The 21,156-nt window shown below is 61.3% G+C and carries 15 protein-coding genes and 1 pseudogene; 2 read left to right on the top strand and 14 right to left on the bottom strand.

Annotation, left to right across the window (positions count from 1 at the left end):
* Window positions 1-58: 58 nt before the first annotated feature.
* A complete protein-coding gene (locus tag B0G80_RS18530; RefSeq protein WP_116118933.1) occupies window positions 59-1,708 on the bottom strand; it encodes a methyl-accepting chemotaxis protein in 1,650 nt (549 codons plus the stop codon).
* Between the two features lie 296 nt (window positions 1,709-2,004).
* On the opposite strand from B0G80_RS18530, the gene B0G80_RS18525 reads away from it, so the two are divergent.
* Window positions 2,005-2,805: a hypothetical protein gene (locus B0G80_RS18525; protein ID WP_116118932.1), complete on the top strand. Its 801-nt coding sequence runs from the start codon at window positions 2,005-2,007 to the stop codon at window positions 2,803-2,805.
* A 14-nt stretch (window positions 2,806-2,819) separates the two neighbouring features.
* On the opposite strand, the gene B0G80_RS18520 is transcribed toward B0G80_RS18525, so the two are convergent.
* From B0G80_RS18520 to B0G80_RS18465, 12 genes and pseudogenes are all read right to left on the bottom strand, one after another.
* Window positions 2,820-3,632 carry a CoA ester lyase gene (locus B0G80_RS18520; protein WP_116118931.1) on the bottom strand — a complete coding sequence of 271 codons (813 nt, stop codon included), beginning with the start codon at window positions 3,630-3,632 and terminating at the stop codon, window positions 2,820-2,822.
* 34 nt (window positions 3,633-3,666) lie between these two features.
* Complete coding sequence (locus B0G80_RS18515) at window positions 3,667-4,419, bottom strand: GntR family transcriptional regulator (protein ID WP_106302037.1); 753 nt, start codon at window positions 4,417-4,419, stop codon at window positions 3,667-3,669.
* Between the two features lie 46 nt (window positions 4,420-4,465).
* On the bottom strand, window positions 4,466-5,656 hold the full coding sequence (locus B0G80_RS18510) for a CaiB/BaiF CoA-transferase family protein (RefSeq protein WP_106282078.1): 1,191 nt from the start codon (window positions 5,654-5,656) through the stop codon (window positions 4,466-4,468).
* Window positions 5,653-6,816 carry an acyl-CoA dehydrogenase family protein gene (locus B0G80_RS18505; protein WP_116118930.1) on the bottom strand — a complete coding sequence of 388 codons (1,164 nt, stop codon included), beginning with the start codon at window positions 6,814-6,816 and terminating at the stop codon, window positions 5,653-5,655. Before B0G80_RS18505 ends, B0G80_RS18510 begins: the two co-directional genes overlap by 4 nt.
* 10 nt (window positions 6,817-6,826) lie before the next feature.
* Window positions 6,827-8,239, bottom strand: coding sequence for an MmgE/PrpD family protein (locus tag B0G80_RS18500; protein WP_116118929.1), 1,413 nt, complete (start codon window positions 8,237-8,239; stop codon window positions 6,827-6,829).
* A gap of 5 nt (window positions 8,240-8,244) precedes the next feature.
* Window positions 8,245-9,630 (bottom strand): MFS transporter, encoded by a 1,386-nt coding sequence (locus tag B0G80_RS18495; protein ID WP_116118928.1) that lies wholly within the window; start codon window positions 9,628-9,630, stop codon window positions 8,245-8,247.
* 189 nt (window positions 9,631-9,819) lie between these two features.
* Window positions 9,820-10,320 (bottom strand): MaoC family dehydratase, encoded by a 501-nt coding sequence (locus tag B0G80_RS18490; protein ID WP_012431675.1) that lies wholly within the window; start codon window positions 10,318-10,320, stop codon window positions 9,820-9,822.
* 475 nt (window positions 10,321-10,795) lie between these two features.
* Window positions 10,796-12,230 (bottom strand): annotated as a pseudogene (locus B0G80_RS18485) (TolC family protein).
* Window positions 12,230-14,434: a peptidase domain-containing ABC transporter gene (locus B0G80_RS18480; RefSeq protein WP_116118927.1), complete on the bottom strand. Its 2,205-nt coding sequence runs from the start codon at window positions 14,432-14,434 to the stop codon at window positions 12,230-12,232. Before B0G80_RS18480 ends, B0G80_RS18485 begins: the two are co-directional and overlap by 1 nt.
* A 14-nt stretch (window positions 14,435-14,448) precedes the next feature.
* Entirely contained in the window at window positions 14,449-15,723 is a 1,275-nt protein-coding gene (locus tag B0G80_RS18475; protein WP_258878905.1) for an HlyD family secretion protein, read from the bottom strand.
* An 88-nt stretch (window positions 15,724-15,811) separates the two neighbouring features.
* Window positions 15,812-17,590 (bottom strand): hypothetical protein, encoded by a 1,779-nt coding sequence (locus B0G80_RS18470; protein WP_116118925.1) that lies wholly within the window; start codon window positions 17,588-17,590, stop codon window positions 15,812-15,814.
* Between the two features lie 6 nt (window positions 17,591-17,596).
* Complete coding sequence (locus B0G80_RS18465; protein WP_116118924.1) at window positions 17,597-18,103, bottom strand: toxin-activating lysine-acyltransferase; 507 nt, start codon at window positions 18,101-18,103, stop codon at window positions 17,597-17,599.
* An 86-nt stretch (window positions 18,104-18,189) separates the two neighbouring features.
* On the opposite strand from B0G80_RS18465, the gene B0G80_RS45895 reads away from it, so the two are divergent.
* The gene (locus tag B0G80_RS45895; protein ID WP_181919981.1) at window positions 18,190-18,840 is read left to right on the top strand and encodes a hypothetical protein; all 651 of its coding nucleotides are present in this window, start codon (window positions 18,190-18,192) and stop codon (window positions 18,838-18,840) included.
* A gap of 193 nt (window positions 18,841-19,033) precedes the next feature.
* On the opposite strand, the gene B0G80_RS18455 is transcribed toward B0G80_RS45895, so the two are convergent.
* Window positions 19,034-20,848 (bottom strand): DUF3857 and transglutaminase domain-containing protein, encoded by a 1,815-nt coding sequence (locus B0G80_RS18455; protein WP_116118923.1) that lies wholly within the window; start codon window positions 20,846-20,848, stop codon window positions 19,034-19,036.
* Between the last annotated feature and the right edge of the window lie 308 nt (window positions 20,849-21,156).

The following is a 21,156-nucleotide window of genomic DNA, read 5'->3' as shown; positions in this document are numbered from 1 at the left end:
CCCCGGTACGGCTTGCCCCGAAGACTCAACAGACCGCGGCGTAAAGCAACCGCCGATGCTAAGCCGTCGCAAGTTCGCCTGCACCGGCGGTGTTCGGCGTAGCAGCCGAACTGCCGCGCCGCCCGGCAAACGAAGACGAAGACGCTGCACCGCTGCCGGTCTGGAACACCGACACAGCCGACGTCAACCGCCGCGCCTGCTCTTCCAGCGAACTCGCGGCAGCCGCTGCCTGCTCGACCAACGCGGCGTTCTGTTGCGTCACCTCGTCCATCTGCGCGACCGCGAGATTGACCTGATCGATGCCCGTGCTTTGCTCCAGAGCAGCCGCCGCGATTTCACCCATGATCGAACTCACGCGCGCAATCGCGCCGACGATCTCGGTCATCGTCGAACCCGAGCGTTGTACCAATTGCGAGCCGGCCTGCACGCGCGCCGTCGATTCGTCGATCAAGCCCTTGATCTCCTTGGCTGCCGCCGCGCTGCGTTGCGCGAGCGAGCGCACCTCGCTCGCCACCACCGCGAAGCCGCGCCCCTGCTCGCCGGCGCGCGCAGCTTCAACCGCGGCGTTCAGCGCCAGAATATTGGTCTGAAACGCGATCCCTTCGATCACGCCGACAATGTCGGCAATCCGTCGCGAATCGTCGACGATGCCATGCATCGTGCCCACCACCTGCTCCGTCAGATCGCCGCCTTGCGCGGCCAGCGTGGACGCGCCCTGCGCGAGCGAGCTGGCCTGCTTCGCGTTGTCCGCCGTCTGCTTGACGGTCGAGGTGAGCTGTTCGATGCTCGCCGCCGTTTCTTCGAGCGACGCGGCCTGTTCCTCGGTACGTTGCGAGAGATCGGTGTTGCCCGCGGCAATCTCGCTCACGCCGGTGTCGATGGATTCCGTGCCTTGGCGCACCGAGTTCACCGTCGCGATCAGCGATTCCTGCATCTTGCGCAGCGCGGCCGCGAGACGGCCCATTTCGTTATGGCTGCCCACGACGATCTGGCCGGTCAGGTCGCCATTGGCGATGCGCTGAAACTGGGCGATGGTGGCGTCGACCGGACGGACAATGGCACGCACCAGCACCGCGCGGCCGATCCATGCACCCAGCAGCGATGCGGCCATGCCGATCGCCACTGCAATGCAGATCGCGTAGAACAGATCCTGCGCGTCCTGATAGCGTTGCGCACCGTGATCGAGTTGCAACTGTTCGAGCGTGAGCATCGCCTTTTCGTACGCGCTGTAGAGCGACGGCAGCTTGTGCGCCTGCAATTGCTGGAAGGTCGTCTTGTCGCCGGACTTGAGCGCGGCGAGCGCCGGATCGACGCCTTCGTGTAGGAAGGTGTCGCGCTTGTCCTGCATGTCCTTGATGAGGCGTTGTTCGTCGGCGTCCGTGCTCGCGCGGCTCAGATAGTGGGCAAGGCGGTCGTTGGAGGCTTTCTGGTATTGATCAAAACGCTTGAGCACGGCATTCGCGCCGTCCTGATCGTTCAGGTCGACCAGCGATGCGTACGTCGCCAGCGCGAGACGCAGGCGCAACAACTGTCCGGCGCTGCCTTCGAGGTCGGCGACAGCGGGCGTGTCCACGGTGTACATCTGCTGCAGCGAAGCATTGCTCGAACGCAGCGACAGCAAGCCGGCGGCGGCGCCGAACAGCAGCACGACGCCGAAGAACACGATCATCAGGGTGAGGCAGGTGCGAATCGACAGATTTTTCAACATCGGGCTTGTCTCCGTTGGGCTGCCTGACCGGATGTTCAGTAATACCTCGGCCACACTGCTGCGCCCAAGCCCGTTCGGCCAGGTCCGCAACTCTTGTCTAAATTTAAGCGAACGCCACATATAAGGACTACGGCTCAATCGCAAAAAACTTTATGGTGGCTGGCGCATGGGCTTGCGCTACATCAACATACGGGTGCATATGAAGGGTGATGCGCACTGGGCATTGCGGGACTACCCGGCTTCTCGCCGGGCGGCGCTTGATGGAAAGTGGCGGGATGTGTCCACGGAGCACGGCGATGTCGGAAATAGGCTCGGCGGTGGTGGTTTTTGTTCTTCTGCTCGTCGTGACCGCGGCCGGGGTGTGCGTGCGCCCCCTCCTGCCCGAGGAGCACAAGGCGCACGAGACAGTGCAGTTGATCCAACTGGTGATCGGCATGCTGGTGACGTTCGCCGCGCTGGTACTCGGCTTGATGACGGCATCCGCGAAATCCAGCTTCGACACCGCCTCGAACGACTTGCGCGCCTACGCGGCCGATCTGATCGAGTTCGACACGACCTTGCGCGACTACGGCGCGGAAACCGAACCGGCCCGGCATTTGTTGCGCCAGTACACCGCCGCGGCGATCGCATCCACGTGGCCTGCCGAAACGCCGCCCACTGGCGACTATCCGAAAGACATAGGGTCGCAAAACAACTCGCAGAAACTGGAGAGCGTGCGGCTCGGCGACATGCTGAGCGCCGTGGGCCGGGAGTTGCGGGCGCTACGGACGCCCGACCCGTTACGGCAGCGCGCGCTCGATGACGGGCTGAAGCAATACCGGCGTGTCGTGGATGCGCGATGGAAGCTCATCGAGGAAGCGCACAGTTCGATTTCCCAGCCTTTTCTCAAGACATTGACGTTCTGGCTGGGTGTGATCTTTCTGAGTTTCGGCTTGATCGCGCCGCGCAACGCGTTGGCATTGGTCACGATTTCGCTGGGCGCGGTGTCGATTGCTTCGGCGATCTACGTGATTGTGGACCTGGATACGCCGTTTACGGGGCCGATCGTCATCTCCAGCGCGCCGTTGAGGGACGCGCTGGATCATTTGAGGCGGTGAGCGCTGCGCGGGCGTCACGGGACGAGCGCGTCGAACTCCGCAATCCGCCGCGCCCGTTCGATGACCGGCCGGTCGACCAGTTTGCCATCCACCGCGAACGCGCCTTGCGGATGCTCGCGAGAAGCGGCCAGAACGCGCGATGCCCAGCGCCGCTCGTCTTCGCTCGGTGCGAAGCCGCTGTTGACCGGGTCCACCTGTCGCGGATGAATGCACAGCTTGCCGCCGAAGCCGAAGCGCCGCGCAGCGGCCACATGCTCCACCAGGCGCGCGAGATCGTCGAGTTCCAGCGTCACACCGTCGATCGGCGCGGGCAGACCCGCGTAGCGCGATTCGATGACCATCTGCGAGCGCACGTAGTTCAGTTCCACGCCGAGCCCTTCGATGCCGGCATCGCCGCAAAAGTCCACCGTGCCGAAAGCGAGCCGCATGACCGACGGCGCGCCGGCAATTTCCCGCATTGCCACTACGCCCGTCACGGTTTCGATCAGCGCCACGATTCGCATCTGCGATGGCAGCCGAGCGGCGACATCGGCGAGTTGCTGCGCGCTGTCCGACTTCGGCAGCATCATCGTGGAAACGCCGGACGCGCGCACCATGTCCACGTCATCGATATGCCACGGCGTGCCTACTGCATTGACGCGGACGATCAGCCGCGTAAGGTCCGCCGTCGATAGCCAGCGTTGCAGGCCTTCGCGCGCGGCCGGCTTGGCCGCCGGTACGACCGCGTCTTCCAGATCGATCACCACCGCGTCGGCGCCCGTGTCGAGTGCCTTGCTGAAGCGCTCGGGGCGGTCGCCCGGCACGAACAGATAACTGCGTGCGTCCATGTTCTTCTCCTGAACGGCACGCGTCGCAAGGGTGCTAGTTCGCGTGCCAGTCGCGTTGAAACGTTTCGGAATAACTGTAGCGATCCGCCGGATGCACGCTGATCGTCAACTCGACCACCTGCGCGCGCCGGTTCAGATAGCGTCGGCATAACCACAGCGCCGGCGAACGCGGCTTCGCGTTCAAACGCTGCGCCAGCTTCGCCGGCAGCGCCACCGCGCGGATTTCCTGCTGTACTTCGGTGATCTGCTCACCGAACTGCTTTTCGATCATCGTGTAGATCGGCACATGCGTCCGGCCGCTCAGGCCCGTCAACGAGCGAAACGCCGGGTGGATATACACCTCGGTGTGGCAGATCGGCTCAACACTCTCCGGCGACAGACGAATGCCCTCGGCCAGCAGCCAGGTTTCGCCCGGCTTCGCGCCGAGCCGCTCGATCAGATCCGGGTCGTCGATCTCCACTGTCTGCGTCGACGCGATCTCCAACTCCGTGTCGGTCGTATAACGGTGCAGATCGCTCAGGCGCTCCATCACCTGACGGTACGCAGTCTCGCTCTGCGTGGCTTTCACGCGGGTGCCGATGCCGGGCCGCCGGTCCACCAGACCGCGCTGCTCCAATTGCTTGATCGCCTGCCGCACGGTGAAGCGGCTCGCGCCGAACTGCTCGCACAGTTCGAACTCGGTCGGCAGCAACGTGCCGATGGGAAACTGCCCGCCCTGAATCTCGTTCAGGAGCGTCTGTGCCAGCTGCATGTAACGCGGCTGTTGCCCGAGGACTGTCGTGGCCATCTGGATGTGCAAAAAAGTGAGAGGGCGGACGGTTGCCCGCCCGGCCTTATTGCACCACACCCGCCTCCCTCAGCAAAGCGATCCTTTCCGCGCCGTAGCCCAGTTCGTCGAGCAGACGCTGCGTGTCTTGCCCGAGATCCGGCGCCGCACGCGTCGGCAGCGGCTCGTCGACCCGCACCGGCGCGGCCACGCCGCGCACCTTGCCGAAGCGCGGATGCTCGGCATCCACCACGCATTCCCGTTCGGCGACGAAGGGATTCTCCAGCGCCTCCTTTACATTGAACACCGGCGCGGCCGGCACCCGGCCGCCGAAGCGTTCGAGCCATTGCGCCGTGGTCGCCGTCGAAAGCACCGCGTCGAGTTCGGTCTGCACCAGATCGCGATTCGCGAGACGCGCCTGGAAGTTGCAAAAGCGCGGATCGGTCACCCACGACGGCTTGTCGATCACTTCGGCGAGCACGCCCCAGAACTTCTCCTTGTTGCACATCAGGAAGATCCAGCCGTCCTGCGTCTTGTACAACTGGCTCGGCGTGAGCGACGGGTGCGACGAGCGGTTCTCGCGCCCCGTCACCACACCGCCGTTCAGATACCACGTCGCGACATAGGCGAGGTTATGCAGCGCGACGTCGAAGAGACTCACGTCGATATCGCGCCCTTTGCCCGACGTCTTCGCATCGACGAGGCCGGCGAGCAGTGCCATCGCCGCCGTCGTGCCGGTCATCAGATCGATGATCGACAGGCCGAAGCGCGCCGGCGGACTATCGGGTTCGCCGGTGACTGACAGATAGCCCGCCTCGGCTTGCATCAGATAGTCGTAGCCCGGCCATGCCGCGCGGCTGCCAGTTCGTCCATAAGCGGACAGATGCCCGCACACGATCTTCGGATTCGCCTCGCAAAGTTGCGCGTAAGTGAGCCCGAGTTTCGCCGGCAGATCGCCGCGCAAGTTGTTGAACACGGCGTCGCTCTTCGCGACGAGGTCCAGCAGCACCGCGCGCGCTTCGGGCTTCTTCAAGTCGAGCGTGAGACTGCACTTGTTGCGATTGAAGGCTTCGAAGAAGTGGCTGTCGCCCTCGCCGAAGAAATACGGGCCCACCGCGCGGCCGACGTCGCCGCCATTGCTCGGATGCTCGATCTTGATGATCTCCGCGCCAAGGTCCGCGAGATGTTGAGTGGCGAAAGGCCCGGCGCCATATTGTTCGATGGCGAGCACGCGCACGCCTGAGAGAGGCAGACTCATACCGGGCTCCGTTCGATCAATTGCTTGGCGATGATGATGCGTTGCATCTCGTTGGTGCCTTCACCGATCGTGAGGAGCGGCGCGTCGCGATACAGGCGCTCGACGTTGTATTCCTTCGAATAACCATACGCGCCGTGAATGCGCATGGCCTCGATACTGTTTTCCAATGCGGCTTCGGTCGCGAAGTATTTCGCCATGCCCGCTTCCATGTCGCAGCGCTCGCCGCGGTCGTACTTCTTCGCGGCGGCGTCCACCAGTAAGCGGCCGGCTTCGACGCGCGTGGCCATTTCGCCGAGCTTCAGCTGGATCGCCTGGTGTTCGCAGATCGGCTTGCCGAAGGTTTTGCGCTGCTGCGAATAGCTGACCGATTCATCGAGCGCGGCTTGCGCGACGCCGACGCCGCGCGCCGCGACGTTGATACGGCCGAGTTCGAGGCCGCCGAGTATCTGCTGCAGGCCCTTTCCTTCCACGCCGCCAATCAGCGCATCCGTGGACACGTGATAGTCGTTGAAAGACAACTCGCACGTATCGATGCCTTTGTAGCCGAGCTTTTCGAGTTGACGGCTGACCTCGAATCCCGGTCCTTTCTGCACCAGCAACAAACTCATCCCTCGATGACGCGGCTGCGCCGTCGTATCCGTCTTCACCAGCAGCGCCAGCGTGTTGCCGTGCTTGCTGTTGGTGATCCACGTCTTGTTGCCGTTCACGATGTATTCGTCGCCGACGCGTTTGGCGGTCGTGCGAATGGCTTGCAGATCGGTGCCGCAATCGGGCTCGGTGAGGCCGATGCCGCCACGCCACTCGCCGGTGGCGAACTTCGGCAGATATTTGCTCTTCTGCTCGGGCGTGCCGTTGCGTTGCACCAGCATCGCGAGAATCAGATGCGAGTTGATGATGCCGCTCACCGACATCCACACTCGCGAGATGCGCGCGATGATCTGGGCATAGGTCCGCGTCGACAGACCCAGCCCGCCATACTCGGGATCGATGATGCAGCCGAACAGGCCCATCTCTTTCATCTTCTCGACGATCTCCGTCGGATAGATATCGTCGTGATCGAACTCGTGAACGTAAGGACGCACCTCGGTTTCGAGAAAGCGGTCGAGCATGTCGAGAATCAGTTGATCGTTTTCCAGCGTGTCGAGTTCTGTTGCAGTCATGATGACGTCCTTAGGATGCGGTGTGTCCGGCAAGCGTGTCAGCGAGCGAGCGGGCCGGCTGCTCGTCGAGTTGCAATACGGCTTGGGCGATCTGTTCGGCGACGCTGCGCGAGACGCTGCGCTGCGCGTTAGCGTAGAACTTGGCGACGATGTCGTCGTTGCTGACGGGCCGGTCCGCGCAGCCGCGATTGATCGCCTCGCGATGCGCGACGCGCGAACCGTCGCTGCGCTCCACCACGACTTCGCCGGTGTAGTGGCGCGGGAATGTCGTGTCAGGGTCGATTTCATAGTCGACTTTTGCGGCAAGTGCGAGCACCGCGGGGTCGGCGAGCGCGGCCGGTTCGAGTTCGTCGAGCGTGAAGCGGCCTTTGAGCAACGCGGTGGCGACGATGTACGGCACGCTGAATTGCGCGTCGTAGGCGGTGACCGGTTTGCGCTTCGCATCGACCGGTTCGCACACGATTTCCACCGTGCCGCGCGGCACTTTGGCGATCACGCGTTTGATCGAGTCGAGCTTTTCTGCCGAGAAACGATGCTCGCGATTTAGCGCGATTGCCGCGTCGGCGACTGCATGCGTGAAGTGGCATGCGGGCAGCGGCTTGATCGCCACTTCGTCGATCTGCCAGGTGCTGCCGAGGCCTTCTGTGGCGAGTTCACGATCGGCTGCGTCGAGCGGCTTGCCGAGGTGGCTGGCGTAGAGACCGAAGCGTCCTTCATAGGCCAGACGCGGGCCTGTGAAGCCGTGCTTCGCGAGCGTCGCGGCGGTGATGGCCGACGCGGCCGCGAAACCAGGATGAGCGCGCTTGGTCCACGCACCGTCTTCGAGGAATTCGAGGCTGCCGGCCGCCATCGAAAGAACGATGCCTTGTGCGTTCGCCACGCGGGCCTCGTCGAGTTGCAGCAATCTGGATGCGGCGACCGCGCAGCCGAATGCGCCGACTAGACCCGTCGGATGGAACCCGGCGTCGTGGAATCCGCCCTTCGCCGCCGACGCCACACGCGTCGACACTTCCATGGCGACGATGTATGCAGCCAGCAGGTCCGCGCCGTTCACGCCGTCGCGGTCGGCAAGCGCGAGCACGCAGGGCAATGCGCTGGTGGTCGAGTGAATGACGCCGCGTGAATGCGTGTCGTCGAAATCGAGACCGTGAATCAGCACGCCGTTCATCATCGCGGAATCACGCAAGGCGAGCCGCCGGCCATAGCCGATGACGGGTGAAGCGCCGCTCCCAAGCTCCGAGAACGCGGCAAGCGAAACATCCGCATACGGATAACCGCGCGACGCGAATGCAATGCCGACGGCGTCGAGAATCAGATGCTTCGCGCGGGTTTGCACGGCGCGCGGTACGTCGCTCAATTGCAGGCCCAGGCCGAAGCGCGCGTATTGATCGGACAGCGTGACGGAGGAATCGAGTGAAGTCATGAGCTTTAACCTTGCTGGGTAGCAGGAAGCGAATCAGAGTCGGTGTCGAGGCTCGGCGAGATCCGCTCGAGCGCATGCTGGTTGGTTTCCACACGCAGCAGCAGAATCCCGAACACCAGCAACGCGAGCACGCTGCTCACCATGGCCAGCACACCGGACACGCCGAACGAGTTGTAGAGCAGCACCGCCAGATACGGCGTGCTCATGGAGGCAGCGCGGCCGCATACGCCCGCCGTACCGGTGCCGCGCAGGCGCAGTTCAGTCGGAAACAGTTCCGGGATGTAGGCGAACAAACCCAGCGTGGTGACCGTATAGATGCAGGTGATCAACACGAAGCCGACGCTGCTGATCGCCCAGCCCGCATGCATGTTCGGATAGATGAAGCCGACCACGATCGTGGCGATCGCGAAGATCACGAGGCCACGCGCCCGTCCGATGCGGTCCGCGCAGAAGAAGCCGACCAGTGCGCCGCCCGGCGCGCCGAACGCCATCAGCGTCGTGAAGCCTAGCGATTGCACAATGGTGAGGCCTTCCTTGACGAAGAAGGTCGGCAGCCATGCAACAAAACCGTACACCGAAATATTCACGGCGACTGCAGTGAGAATCGCAACCAGCGTGCGGCCGAGCATGGCATGTGAGAACAACGCGGAGAACGGCGCTTTCGGCACTTCGAGACTTTCAGTGCGTTCGACAGGCGGCAACGGACCTCGCTGACGCTGCACCTCGTGCTCGATAGCGGAGACGGTCGCCTCGGCTTCCTCACTGCGTCCAACCGATTCGAGCCAGCGCGGCGACTCCGGCATCCGATGCCGCAGCACCCACACGATGATCGCGCCGACTCCGGCAATTGCGAACATATAGCGCCAGCCGAGATGCGGAATCACGATGTAACCCACCGCCGTCGACACCAGCAATCCGGAATTGATGATGAGCGCGAGCAAGGCGGTCCAGCGTCCGCGTGATGCGGGCGGGATGAATTCACATAGAGTGCCTGCCGCGACCACCAGTTCGGCGCCGAGGCCGACGCCCATGATCAGCCGCAGCACGATCAGCCACATCATGTTCGGCACGAAACACGCGGCAATCGACGCGAGCCCGAAGATCAGCAGGTTCGTCTGATATGACGAGCGGCGGCCGAAGCGGTCGCCCAGATAGCCGGCAAAACCCGCGCCGATCAGCATGCCGAGAAAGGTCACCGAGATGAAAAGCGCGTTCAGCTTCAGATCCGAGAAGCCCGCTTTCACCATCGCGCCGAGCGCGCCGGCCGCGAGATAGATGTCGAAGGCGTCGAGAAAGGCGCCCGCGCTGATGAGCCCGAGAACCTTCCAGTGAAAGGACGCGATGGGCAGGCGATCGAGTCGCGCGCCCGAGTTGACGATACCGATAGCCACCTTTGTCTCCTTGGTGTGCGTGCGGCTGCGTTGGCGCCCGCCGCATCGCGACGCCTGTTCGGACGTCGCCGGAATCCACGCACTGACTGCTCTTGCTGGCAGATGTGCGCTGTTTTGCTGCTGGTCGTTCTCAGACAGGGCGGGCCCTCGGCCCGAACATGCGGCGGTTCACGCCGGAAAACGCGTCGATCAATCGCCCACTCCGTGCCCGCGCGCCGGCACCAAGGCGCTGCGCACGAAATCCATGATCGGCGTGCCGTCCTGCTTGAACGCGCGGGTCTGCACGGTGACGATGCCCTGCCCCGGACGCGACTTCGACTCGCGCTTTTCGAGCACTTCGGATTCCGCATAGATCGTGTCGCCGCAAAACACCGGGCCGGTCAGACGAATCTCTTTCCAACCGAGGTTGGCGATCGCCTTGCCGCTCACGTCGTTTACCGACAGACCCAGCACCACGGCAACCGTCAGACCGCTATTGACGAGCAGGCGGCCGAACTCGCTTTTGGCGGCGTAGGCGGCGTCGCAGTGCATCGGATGGAAGTTCATCGTCAGGAGCGAGAAGTGGATGTTGTCGGCTTCGGTAATAGTGCGCCCGGGGCGGTGTTCGTAGATGTCGCCCACCTGAAAATCTTCGAGGTAGCGGCCGTAGCTGGCGCGAATGCGGTTTTTGACTGCGACGTCGGACTCCATGCCTGTCTCCTGTTTCGAGTAACTTATCTGCCTTTGTTGCTTTGTCCGTACAAAGTGTGGTTTGAGTATTGTCGTCGGAGGGGGGAATGTCAAGGCGGTATTCGTGGAGTCGGCGCGCAATCGGGGTAAATGCGCCGCTGAGGCACGCCAGTGCTCGTGACCAGGTTTATCCCTGGGGGCGCAATGGGGAGACCTGATACTCGGCGACTGCAATCGTGCGTTTGCCACGCCCCTCCTGGAGGAAATGCGACCGTAACGATCTACTACGAACCCAACACGAGGAATGCTGCGCTCATAGCGATCGACCGCGTTCGGCTACGAACTTCCGAAAGAATTCGACTTCCCCAACAAGCGGGTTGCGCTTCTGGAATGCACAAGGCCTCAATATTTCTCACGAATCGCGCAGTTCGATTCTGTCGATGCACCCGCACCTTGCGGCGCCGACGCACCTTGACGCGAAAGGCGTTTAACCGGATCAGTCGGCCGTCCACAACTCGAGCTTACCGAGACTGGCGGCGAGGCCGAGGCGTGCAGTGCGCCACTTCGACACCGCCAGCAGGCGCAGTTTCTGCGCATCGGCGAGGGCGGTCTGTGCGTTCAGCAATTCGGTGAACGTACCGAAGCCTTCCTTGTGGCGACCTCGAGCGATGTCGAGGGCACGCTGCGCGTCAGCGAGCAACTCCTGCGAGTTCGACAGGTTCGCCGCATCGGTCCGCACATTGTGATAGTTCCTCCACACGTCGAGCGACACCTGCAGTTCGGTGTCTTGAACTATTGCATCTTGAGCATCCGCCTGCGCCTGCTCCTGCGCGAGCCGGTAGCCCGACGCAAACCCTGCGAACAACGGGATGGTCAGTTGGACTCCAATCGTGCCGCCGCGACTTCCGGTGACGGGAATCGACTGCGGTTGCTGCTGATACGATGGGTTGTTCTGCGCGAAGCTGCCGACAAGCGAGATCGTCGGTCGTCCCTCTGCACGCGCGGCGTCGACTTTCGCATTCACGGCGTCGAGCTTCGCACGTGCAGCCAGCAGCTTGGGCCGCCGCTGCTTTGCCTCGTCGATCAAGCGGTCGACATCCGCAGCAAGCTCCCCAGACACTTCGGGCGTGTGCTCCAGTGGCGCGATCTGCACTGGCACATTCGCATCCATCCCCATCGCTACCGCCAATGCGCCCTGCGCGCCGCGCGCGTCACCCTCGGCGCTCACGCGCTCGAGCACCGCACGACGATAACTGGTCCGCGCCTGCAATTCGTCAAGGAGCGCGCCAGCGCCGGCAGCACGCTTTGCGCCCGCCTCCGCAAGGCTTTCCTGCGCAATCGCTTCGGTACGCCGCGCCGCGTCAAGCGACGCCTGTGCATCGCGCAGCGCGTAAAACGCCCACGAGGCGTTGAAGAACACCGCCTGAAGCGTATCGTCTTGCGCCGCGTTCGCCGCAGCAAGCAGTGCGCGTACCTCATGCCGCACTGCGCCGCGCTTTCCGAAATCAAACAGCACCCAACTCAGATTCAACACACCGTACTTGCTGGACGAGTTCTGAGACTGGCTGCGTGAACCGGCGCCGAACGCCCTGGCGTCGTACGTGGTCGACAACGTGTCACGCTCGACACCCACCGTCGCATTTAACGCGGGCAGGTAAGTGGCATCGGCGATGCTGACACTCGCCGCCCGCGCGCGCTTGCGCCCACGCTTGCCGGACTTGCGGATTTGCACAGACCGCCTGCAGAATCGCGTCATCGAGTTCGAGGGGCCGCGCCTTTGAAGCGTAGCGGCATGCCGCGCCCTTAAGCAGCGGCGCAGCGGGAGTGTCCGACACGTCGGCGCGGGTGAGAAACACATCCAATGTTTGGGCATTTGCGACGGGCCCATGTGCGAGCGCAACCACCCACAGGGTCGAGAACAGACGCCCCATCACTGACTCGCCTCGTCCGGCGGCGTGGCGACGGCCGGCACGCACGCGGGCGCGCGGGTCGCAAGCGATGAGGTATGGACGACTGCCGCAGCCGGCTGATCACGCAGGACCTTTCCCCCACCGAGCGTTACGACACGCGACGCGGACGCGATCGTCTCGGGCCGATGCGCGACGATCACGCGGGTTATTCGCAACGCACCGATGGCAGCGTTGACCTGTTGTTCACGTTGCAAGTCGAGATGACTCGTGGCTTCATCGAGCGCAAGAATTTTCGGGCGTTTGTAGAGCGCACGGGCGAGCAGCACTCTCTGCTTCTGCCCGCCCGACAATACCGTGCCCATGTCTCCGACGAGCGTGTTGTAGCCCATCGGCATGTCAACGATGTCCTCATGCACCGCGGCGAGCCGCGCGCATTCGCCGATCCATTGCTGATCGGCGGCCGGATCGAAGAAGCTGATGTTGTCCGCGATCGAACCCGCGAACAGCACGTCGTCTTGCAGTACGGTGCCTACAAGCGAGCGCACCCGCTCGAGGCCGAGCCTCGTGGCATCGACGCCACCGATCCGCACCACACCGCTCGTCGGATCCAGCACGCCGAGTAGCACATTGACCAGCGTCGTCTTGCCACAACCGGATGGGCCGACGAGCGCGACGGATTCGCCCGGCGCGATCGACAGCGACACGCCATCGAGCACCGCGGGCTCACCGTCGGCGTAGCGAAAGCACACGGCATCGAACTCGATGCTGGCGGTCAGCTCGTCCTCTTCGCCCGGCACATGCCTCGAGTTCACGTTGGGTTCGCTCTCGGAAAAAACCACATCGGCAAGCCGCTCACCCTGTAACTGCAACATCCTGACTTCGAAATACTTGTCGATCAGGCTGCCGACACGGCTGTCGAATTGCTCCCTGTATGCGTTGAACGCGATCAACACGCCGACCGTGAACTGGCCATCCATTACCATGCGAGCGGCGAGCCAGATGATCAACAACCCCGCCACGCCGAACAGAAGCCCATTGAGCTGCTGGTACAGCAGTTGCAACTTCTGCACATGCAGATCAGCGTTCACCTGCTCGACGAGCAGCGTGAGCCAGCTCGCACGACGTTCACTCTGGCGATTGAACAATTTGATGGTTCTGACGCCGCGGGCGGTTTCGAGGAAGTGACTCTGCTGTCTGGCCGCACGCACAATCTGCTCCTCGCTCGCGCGTAGCAGCGGCCGGTACCAAAGCCAGCGCAGCAGGGCATAAAGCGCCATCGCACCGAGCGCGACGCTGCCGAGCGGGCGGCTGTAGACCATCATCATCGCCAGTGTGACGAGCGCCATCACGCCGTCTATCACCGCACTCAGGAACGAAGTGGTCAGCGTCTGCTGGATAGTGTCGATCGAACCTACGCGTGACACGATATCGCCGAGGTGGCGCCGCTCGAAATAACGTACCGGGAGACTGAGCAAATGAGTGAACACGTTCGCTCGCCATTGGACGTTGAGCGTCGTGCCGAAGTACATTAGTGCCCATGCGCGGAGCGCGCTCGTGGCCTGCTGCATCAGTAACAGTATGCCGGAGCTGATCACCAGTACTGTGAGCAGGTCGCGGTCGGCGCTGACGATCACTTCGTCGATCACCCATTGCAGGAAAAACGGCGAGACCAGCGCGAACACCTCGAGCGCGAACGCAAGCAGAAGGATCTGCCCGAGCGAACGCGACAGGCCGGTGATCGGTCCGATCAGCGTACGCAGCTTGACCGCCGGGGCGGCCGCGCGCGGCTGAAAACCGCCTGTCGGCCAGAGCTCGAGCGCGACACCGGTGAAAGACTCAGACAGTTCGTCCAGTGACACCCGCCGCACACCGCGCGCGGGATCGTGAATAACCGCGCGCTTGAGACCGACCTCTTTCAAGACGACGAAATGGTTGAAGTTCCAGTGCAAGATACACGGCGCGCGCAGTTGCTTGAGCTGGGCGAGGCCGAGTCTAAGCGCGCGTGTGCCGAGGTCGAGCCGCTGCGCCATTTCGATTACGCGGCCGAGCCCAGTTCCTTTGAGTGACACGGGGAATCGGCCGCGCAAGGTAGCGAGGTCGATATGGTGGCCGTGGTGCCCCGCGATCATGGCGAGGCACGCCAGACCGCATTCGGTCGCCTCGGTCTGCAGGACCATCGGCAACTCGCGGCCGGCGCCGAACGAAAGACGATCGAAAATGGGCATTGACGGGCGACGGGTCAGAGTTTTCCAGTAAGGCTATAGAGCGGCTCGAGTACCCATTCGTACAGACGCCTGCGTTCCTGCAGGATGTCGGCCTGTAAACTCATACCGGCTTGCAGCGGTTGCTGCTTGCCGTAGGCGGTGACGGTCTGCCGGTCGAGCGTAGCGGTGACGCGGTAGAACGACCCTTCAGCACCCTGCACATCCGTGGGCGGCATGCCGCTCGAGGACAGGTCCGCCGCCAACAGCGCAGCACGGGCGATTGAAACCACGCGGGCTGGGTACTGGCCGAATTTCTGGTACGGATAGGCCCGGTAACGAACGCGCACCGGATCGCCAGTGTGGATGAAACCGACCGCTGCGCTCGGCACGAACAGGTAGACCTGCCAACGTGAGCCATCAGGAACGATGCTGGCGGCGGGATGCGTGCTGTCGATTGTCTGTCCGGGCTCTGCTATCACAGCGGTCACCATGCCGGCCTCCGGCGCGGTGATGACGAGTTCCCGGCGAGCCTCGCTTTCGATCAGCGTTTGGTCGATGTCGATTACGCTGCGGTCCATCCGTGCGAGTTGGTTCTGCTGCCGCATTGCCAGTCCGGCGAGCGCATTGGCAGCTTCCCTGAGCATCTGCGAAATGTTTGCGCGATCGCGCTGCAGGGCGAGCAGCCTTGACTGCTGATCGAGCATATCGGCCTGCCGCTGTTGAAGCTGATCTCTGGAAATGTAGTCTCGTACAAGCAGACGCTCGTAGCGCGCCACGCCATCCGCCGCGATCGACGCGCGCTCGCGCTGGCTCGCGAGTTGCTCGTCGAGCCGCGCGAGTTCCGCGCGCTGGTTCGCCAGCTTCGCCTCCAGCGTGTCGCGCTCGTCCCTCTGCAGTAGACGCGTCTTCTCGATTTCCTGCAGCAGCGACTGCTTGCGCTCACGTGCCCGCTCGATCAGCGCGGCTTGCGTGCTTCCTCCCGCCGTGCTTTGCAGTTCGGTCGAAACCGTGTACAGCACCGTGCCACGCGAGATGCGCTGTCCCTCGGACACCTCCTTGCGCAGGACGACGCCGGACTGTTGCGCATACACCCTGACCAGACCGGTGTCGGGTACGATGACCCCTTCCACGGTTATGCGGCGGGTATAGCTCGCTAGCGCGAACAGCAGCACGACCGCGAGCGCCATGCAGACCGCGGCAGTCGTCAGAAGCGCAATGGACATGGACCGCACGAGCACAATCTGACCAAGCGTCGATGTACGCTGCGCGCGCTGCGCCTCGTCTCTGAAAAGAGTATCTTGGGATTTCACTTAATGAAGAATGCATGCTTTATACGCGTTCTACGATACGAATGAAGGCGTCGTCCTCGAAGGAACTCGATTCGTACACGGCGACTATTCAGCAGCCGGGACTGGCAATTCTGGCCAGCCGGTCAGCTCCGTAACGAGCAACCATGCCTTTCATTTCACTGTTGCAGCGGGACAGCATCTCGAGTTGCGCTACAGGGTGAGATGACACTTCATTGAAACTGGAAATATTTAGTGTATCGGTGCGCAGATCGAGTTCTACTCGGCGGTTCGGGGCATTCCACAATGTCATATTTAGACCGTCGTCATATTTCATCGACAGTAAGGCCGTCTGCTTGCGTTCGCGAATGAAATTGTCGATCGGTGCTTTCAGACCTGTGTGCATCGAGGGCGTCTGTAGCATCTCGGCAATCTCCGCCTTGACGACCTCGCGATCCAGATACGCCCCGGCTGTGAGACGCCGGGCCTCACCAATCAACAAGGCACGCTGAAAGGACGCTCTGGACACGTCAACCTTCTCGGCTTCCTGCAAAGCGAGAATCATGACAAGACGATATGCCTCGGACATCTCATCGCGTACCTTAAATAGGGGGAAGCATGCGTCGGATTCGTTGCCCGCCAGACCTGCGAAGCGTGCGAAAGAGATCCAGGCTAATCGGCCCTCCAGACTATGTTCGCTACGTGTCGCGCGCGAATCATCGGGGGCAACGTCGCTGAAACTCGAGATCCATGAGTCTAGAGCCGAGATCAGTAACTTAACCCATTGCAATGCAGATGGATGGCCCGCGATCTGCCGCGCAACGAACCCCGGTATGCCGGCGAGGCAAAGAAAGTACTGCGTACACCGGAGATCGAACTCCTGGTCGAAAACCCGAACACTGTACTCGAGCGCTCGATCCGCACGAGTACCATCGCGCAACCAGTATCTGTTCGCGTAGTAGCAGATGGACGCGAGGCTCCTGAGCAACGGGATGTGTTCGGACCAAACCCTTTTCCATGTCGACTTCAAATCTTGTGCGGTGTCCTGCGTCGACGCATGGAGCGTCATGACAGACGTGAAGTCGAGGAGCTTGCCCTCAATAGAAATATTCGACGACGTACAGCCGTGCGACATCAGGTGCGAGCGACCAAAAGCCAATTGGACAGCGGATCGTCGCGCAAGCTCGCCGAGGCCGTAATGAAATCGCTGCTCGTCGGGGAGGTTTTGCCATTCGTCTTCCGGGCACTTTTCCGGCTTGGGCAGATAGGCTGCGAGGCGCGGCGCGAGGCTTGCGACGCGCTCGACGTCTGCCTCCCGATGCCATGCAACGTCGTGGAGCGGCTTGAAGTGAATGGCCCGCTCGAAGTGTGCGGGTCGGACGTTTGGCTCCCTGACAAGCAATGCGCGATCGCTTGCTCGGGGGGGACCAGCGCTGAACGGTCGCAGAACTGCGATGACTTTTTCCCCGCCATAAGGCAGCGCTTCATTCAGAATTTCGCCCCACAGCGCCTCATAGATCGCGTCGCCGCGCGACAGGCGCCCATTGGAGTGGGCGTCATCCGAGCCGCTCCCTAACAGGAGATTGGGGCCGACACCTTTTACCTGAAGATTGCCGGCTAGCCCACAGCGCGCACCGCCGCCGTTATTCACAATCCCTTCGCCTCCGTAACGCTCCGCCAACCAGATCCGCTGTTCGTACGATTGACGGCGCGACTGCTCCGATGCGATGAAAGCACATTGGTTGACGATTTGCTCGTCGCTACGCCCCGCGCTTTCACTTCTGAACGCAACCGTAGCTTCGCGCGCGCGCTCGACGACGAACGGGACGAAAACGGGCGTGAGGTCGTGAAGGCGGGGCCGACGTTCCACGGCGATCGTTTTGTCGTTCATGTTGTCCTACGCGTATGAGGTGGATTTCGGCCATTCCAATTTCTTGGACGCATTTGCCGCAGGCATAACGCGACAAAGTTGCCTACGGTAGACACGGACTTTTGCTGACCGGCCGCGAGGGCTCCAGAAAATCGCATCATGATCCGCGAAATCCGCACTTTGAAAAAACGCGTATAGCCATGTTATATAACCGGTGGCCACGCAGGCGTCGATGATCCACAATTGCCGCCCCTCGTTCCACTCGGATAGATGCGTCATAGACTTCCCGGCAGAAAAATCTCTGGCCGCATCATCGGCGAGAAATGCCCAAGTGACGAATCCCACAGGTCTACGCATTACGTCAAAAATAATTTTAATCTGGCTAATTTCAATTGCTGGCTCGATCCATTTTCTTAAATAGTCGCCACCTTTCTCCATATAATATTGGTGATGCGCCATAAGACCAGCGGCACATCCAAGCTTTTCGTATTTGTGTCTGACAAAGGAATCAGCGAATTCGAGTTCTTCGGGCATCTGAGTTACGGATAAGTGCCGTTCGAGATCAGGAAGGATGCCCCCGGCACGGATTTACGGAGCAAGCATTACGCTCTACGGGGGCGTTGCAGCATGTCTTTTTTAGCCGGTCGCGTCAGAGCGTCGGTTACAAGCTTCAACGAGGGGAACTAGGAACCACCACTGCCCGTAAAACCGCGATACGCACCTGCAAGACCACCGGAAACCATTCCCGCGATTCCGCTAGCTCCGATAGGCTGGCCAGAGGCCGCCGCGCCCGTAGCGCCCACGATACCGCCACCTACGGCCCCTTTCAGCCCACCGACGATCGCGGTGCCGAAATTGCCACCGCCGGATACGATCAGCAGTTCCTCGTCGGTCAGCTCACGGAAGTCACCGGAAACAGCGAAAGCGGTATTGGCCGGTTGCCCGAAGGCAATTACTGCCTGCTCCATATCAAATCACCTCGCACATTTAAAGAGCTTAAAGAAAAATTCACCAAGAAATACGGTTACGGAAGCCGCTACAACTGCCGCCACCGTCCCCGCGGGCACAACGTTGATTTTTTTTATTATGAAACTAACACCAAGATAGAGAATAAAAAGGAAACAAAACTTGACCGCAACAATCGAGATCTTACTCATCACGCCCCTGAAAATGAGTTGACAAGAAAATCACCATTAAAGACATTTTGCGTTTTGGCGCGCAAACCGAACTCCAATTATTGGTCAGATTTCCGGAATTCGCGTCTTTTTTAAGATAATCTGGGTATGCCTCTATTTGTACAACACCAAAACCTAAAATCATATGTGGCAATGCGGCGCAAGGCGGCACTGACTTCCGCAGACCTCGCCATTGGCTTCGTGCGCGAGCCCGCCAATCTTGAGTCGCATCACAAAAACCGCCGTGCAGCAGATTGCCCACCGTCAGCGGCGCAAGCTCGCTGCGTGGCTAGAAATAAACCAATTGCGACCGCAAGTCGCGCTTGACAGCACGCGCCATCGCCCGGAATTCAGGATATTGATCTGAATGAAGCAATGCCCCGGACGACGCCATCTTCAAGCTGCGCACGACGGTGACCGTCTGACCGCTCATGTGATAAGCCGATGTATACGTTCCGAGCGACGAAACGATCGTGGCCGGACTGGGAAGCTTCGGTATGGTGATGCCGTCGGGCCAGACGATGGTCGTCGTTTCTGTTACGTGCCGCCCCGCTAGCGGCATGGCGAATTGACGATGCTCCAGGCCGGCATCTTCGAACACCGCACCAATGTTGCTGAAGCTCCCCAAGCCTACCGGAACGGGGATTGCGCCGGGACCAGGTAAAAGCGCGTAATCCGGCAAGGTAAACTGCGTGTCGTAACGAAATGGACGAGTCAAGTCACGGAGATCGTGATGAGCGTAGACGCCGTTGCCATCCTGACCAGTCATTGTCAGAACCCGGGCCCCAAGCTGCGCTTCGAAACCCGGCGGAAGTCCCGCAAATATTTGACGTGCAACCAGGTCGAAGACTCCTCCGTTTTCGATCTGACTTGTGCCCGTGACATCGCCCTCCTGATTGATCGTGACGCTCGTTGTGACCTGCACGCATGCATTGTCCGGATTGGCGACCGGAAGTGTCATGACGCGCGCGCAGCCGCTACCGTCATCTGTCACTAGCGCCTGCTTGCCCAGCTCGGTAGCCGGCAAGACGCCGAATCGCGCAATCGCCGCGGTAGAGTCGACAAACACCGCGAACTCAGGCAGATACGTAATGGCGTGATCGAACACGCCGACGGGTAACGCAACTTTCGGGAGCCAGTAGATACTGTTTGAATTGACAAGGACCGGGGCGCTCTTGATGCCCTTGGCAGCCAGCAACGACTCGAACAAGGTCACGTGGTCCTTGCAATCGCCGTAAGCAGCGGCCAGAACCGCATCGGCACTGTGCGGCACAACGCTTCCAATGCCAAAGTGAACGGCCACATACCGCACGTGCGTGCTGATCCAGTTGTACAGAATTTCGGCTTGCTGCTTGCGATCCGCGACGTCACGCGTAAGTTCATCGGCAAGCGCCTGGATGGCAGGCGTAATCCGCGCTGTCGGCACGGAGCGTTCAAGATAGGCTTTACCGACGGCCGCGAAATCCACAAACGTACTGACCGCGATACGCGGACTGTAGTCGACATCGCTCACCGACGACATTTCAGGTTGGCGAGCGTGGCAGTTCGCCAGCGACCATTGCCAAAGCTGCGCGCCTGGCGGATCCGGCTCCACTGGTCCACCAGGCAAGCGGACCGCATCGACTTGCAGGTTCATGGATCGCGGCGCCCGTATCGTCAATTGCACCGACTCCCGGAACTCTCCGTCGCTGAAATATTCAAGCACAAAGAAATGCCCCGGAAACAAGGGTTTTCTCTGTATTTTCTGGTAGCACAGCGTCAGCGTCGATCCGACTCCAACGCCGGGAAAGACAATCACTTTCACCTTGTTGTCATCGAACATTGGCGCATGCGCACTCTCGGCACTCTGTTGTTCGATGATATCGCCAGGCGAGACGTCGATGCGCCGACCGTCACTCGTAATCGTGTAGGCCCGTATTACCGACAGATCTTCCAGCGAGCTGCTGTAGCGCAACGATATCTGACTGCACTGGTGTACCCCCTGCTCCGACTCGATACGGATACGCTCAATGACTTGTTTCGTGTAAGTGCCGTCTTCGCAAACATCGTATGCAATGTCTTCGAAAACGCGGATTACGTTTGGCCGAAAGTTCGTTATTTGCATGAGGTTCGCGATGGAGGAGCGCAATTCGAGCTTGCGATAGTACGCGAACCTACTAGCGGAAAATCATGGCGCGACATTTCGCCCGTTGCGAGCCTGAAGGTAGCGGCATCGGCGGATTCGATTTATCGGAAAGAAATCCGCGCACGGCAGAACAACCCTCGGTGGGACTTCTTGCAACGGTTCAAGCGGGGGACGTGCAGACCGTTCAGAACGGCTCTTCTGTCATGGACGCGAGTCAGGAAATTGATCGCAATCTCTCACGAAGTGGCCACGTCTGCGAGCGGCTTCGGCACGGTCGTCTGGATCTG

Source organism: Paraburkholderia sp. BL6669N2, assembly GCF_003387275.1.
Lineage (GTDB): Bacteria > Pseudomonadota > Gammaproteobacteria > Burkholderiales > Burkholderiaceae > Paraburkholderia.
Note: the sequence above shows the minus strand (reverse complement) of the source record. Positions and strands in the feature narration are given on the sequence as shown.

Coding starts and splice junctions, on each gene's coding strand:
- B0G80_RS18530 (WP_116118933.1), bottom strand. CDS start 1,708: ATGTTGAAAAATCTGTCGATTCGCACCTGCCTCACCCTGATGATCGTG.
- B0G80_RS18525 (WP_116118932.1), top strand. CDS start 2,005: ATGTCGGAAATAGGCTCGGCGGTGGTGGTTTTTGTTCTTCTGCTCGTC.
- B0G80_RS18520 (WP_116118931.1), bottom strand. CDS start 3,632: ATGGACGCACGCAGTTATCTGTTCGTGCCGGGCGACCGCCCCGAGCGC.
- B0G80_RS18515 (WP_106302037.1), bottom strand. CDS start 4,419: ATGGCCACGACAGTCCTCGGGCAACAGCCGCGTTACATGCAGCTGGCA.
- B0G80_RS18510 (WP_106282078.1), bottom strand. CDS start 5,656: ATGAGTCTGCCTCTCTCAGGCGTGCGCGTGCTCGCCATCGAACAATAT.
- B0G80_RS18505 (WP_116118930.1), bottom strand. CDS start 6,816: ATGACTGCAACAGAACTCGACACGCTGGAAAACGATCAACTGATTCTC.
- B0G80_RS18500 (WP_116118929.1), bottom strand. CDS start 8,239: ATGACTTCACTCGATTCCTCCGTCACGCTGTCCGATCAATACGCGCGC.
- B0G80_RS18490 (WP_012431675.1), bottom strand. CDS start 10,320: ATGGAGTCCGACGTCGCAGTCAAAAACCGCATTCGCGCCAGCTACGGC.
- B0G80_RS18480 (WP_116118927.1), bottom strand. CDS start 14,434: ATGCCCATTTTCGATCGTCTTTCGTTCGGCGCCGGCCGCGAGTTGCCG.
- B0G80_RS18470 (WP_116118925.1), bottom strand. CDS start 17,590: ATGAACGACAAAACGATCGCCGTGGAACGTCGGCCCCGCCTTCACGAC.
- B0G80_RS18465 (WP_116118924.1), bottom strand. CDS start 18,103: ATGCCCGAAGAACTCGAATTCGCTGATTCCTTTGTCAGACACAAATAC.
- B0G80_RS18455 (WP_116118923.1), bottom strand. CDS start 20,848: ATGCAAATAACGAACTTTCGGCCAAACGTAATCCGCGTTTTCGAAGAC.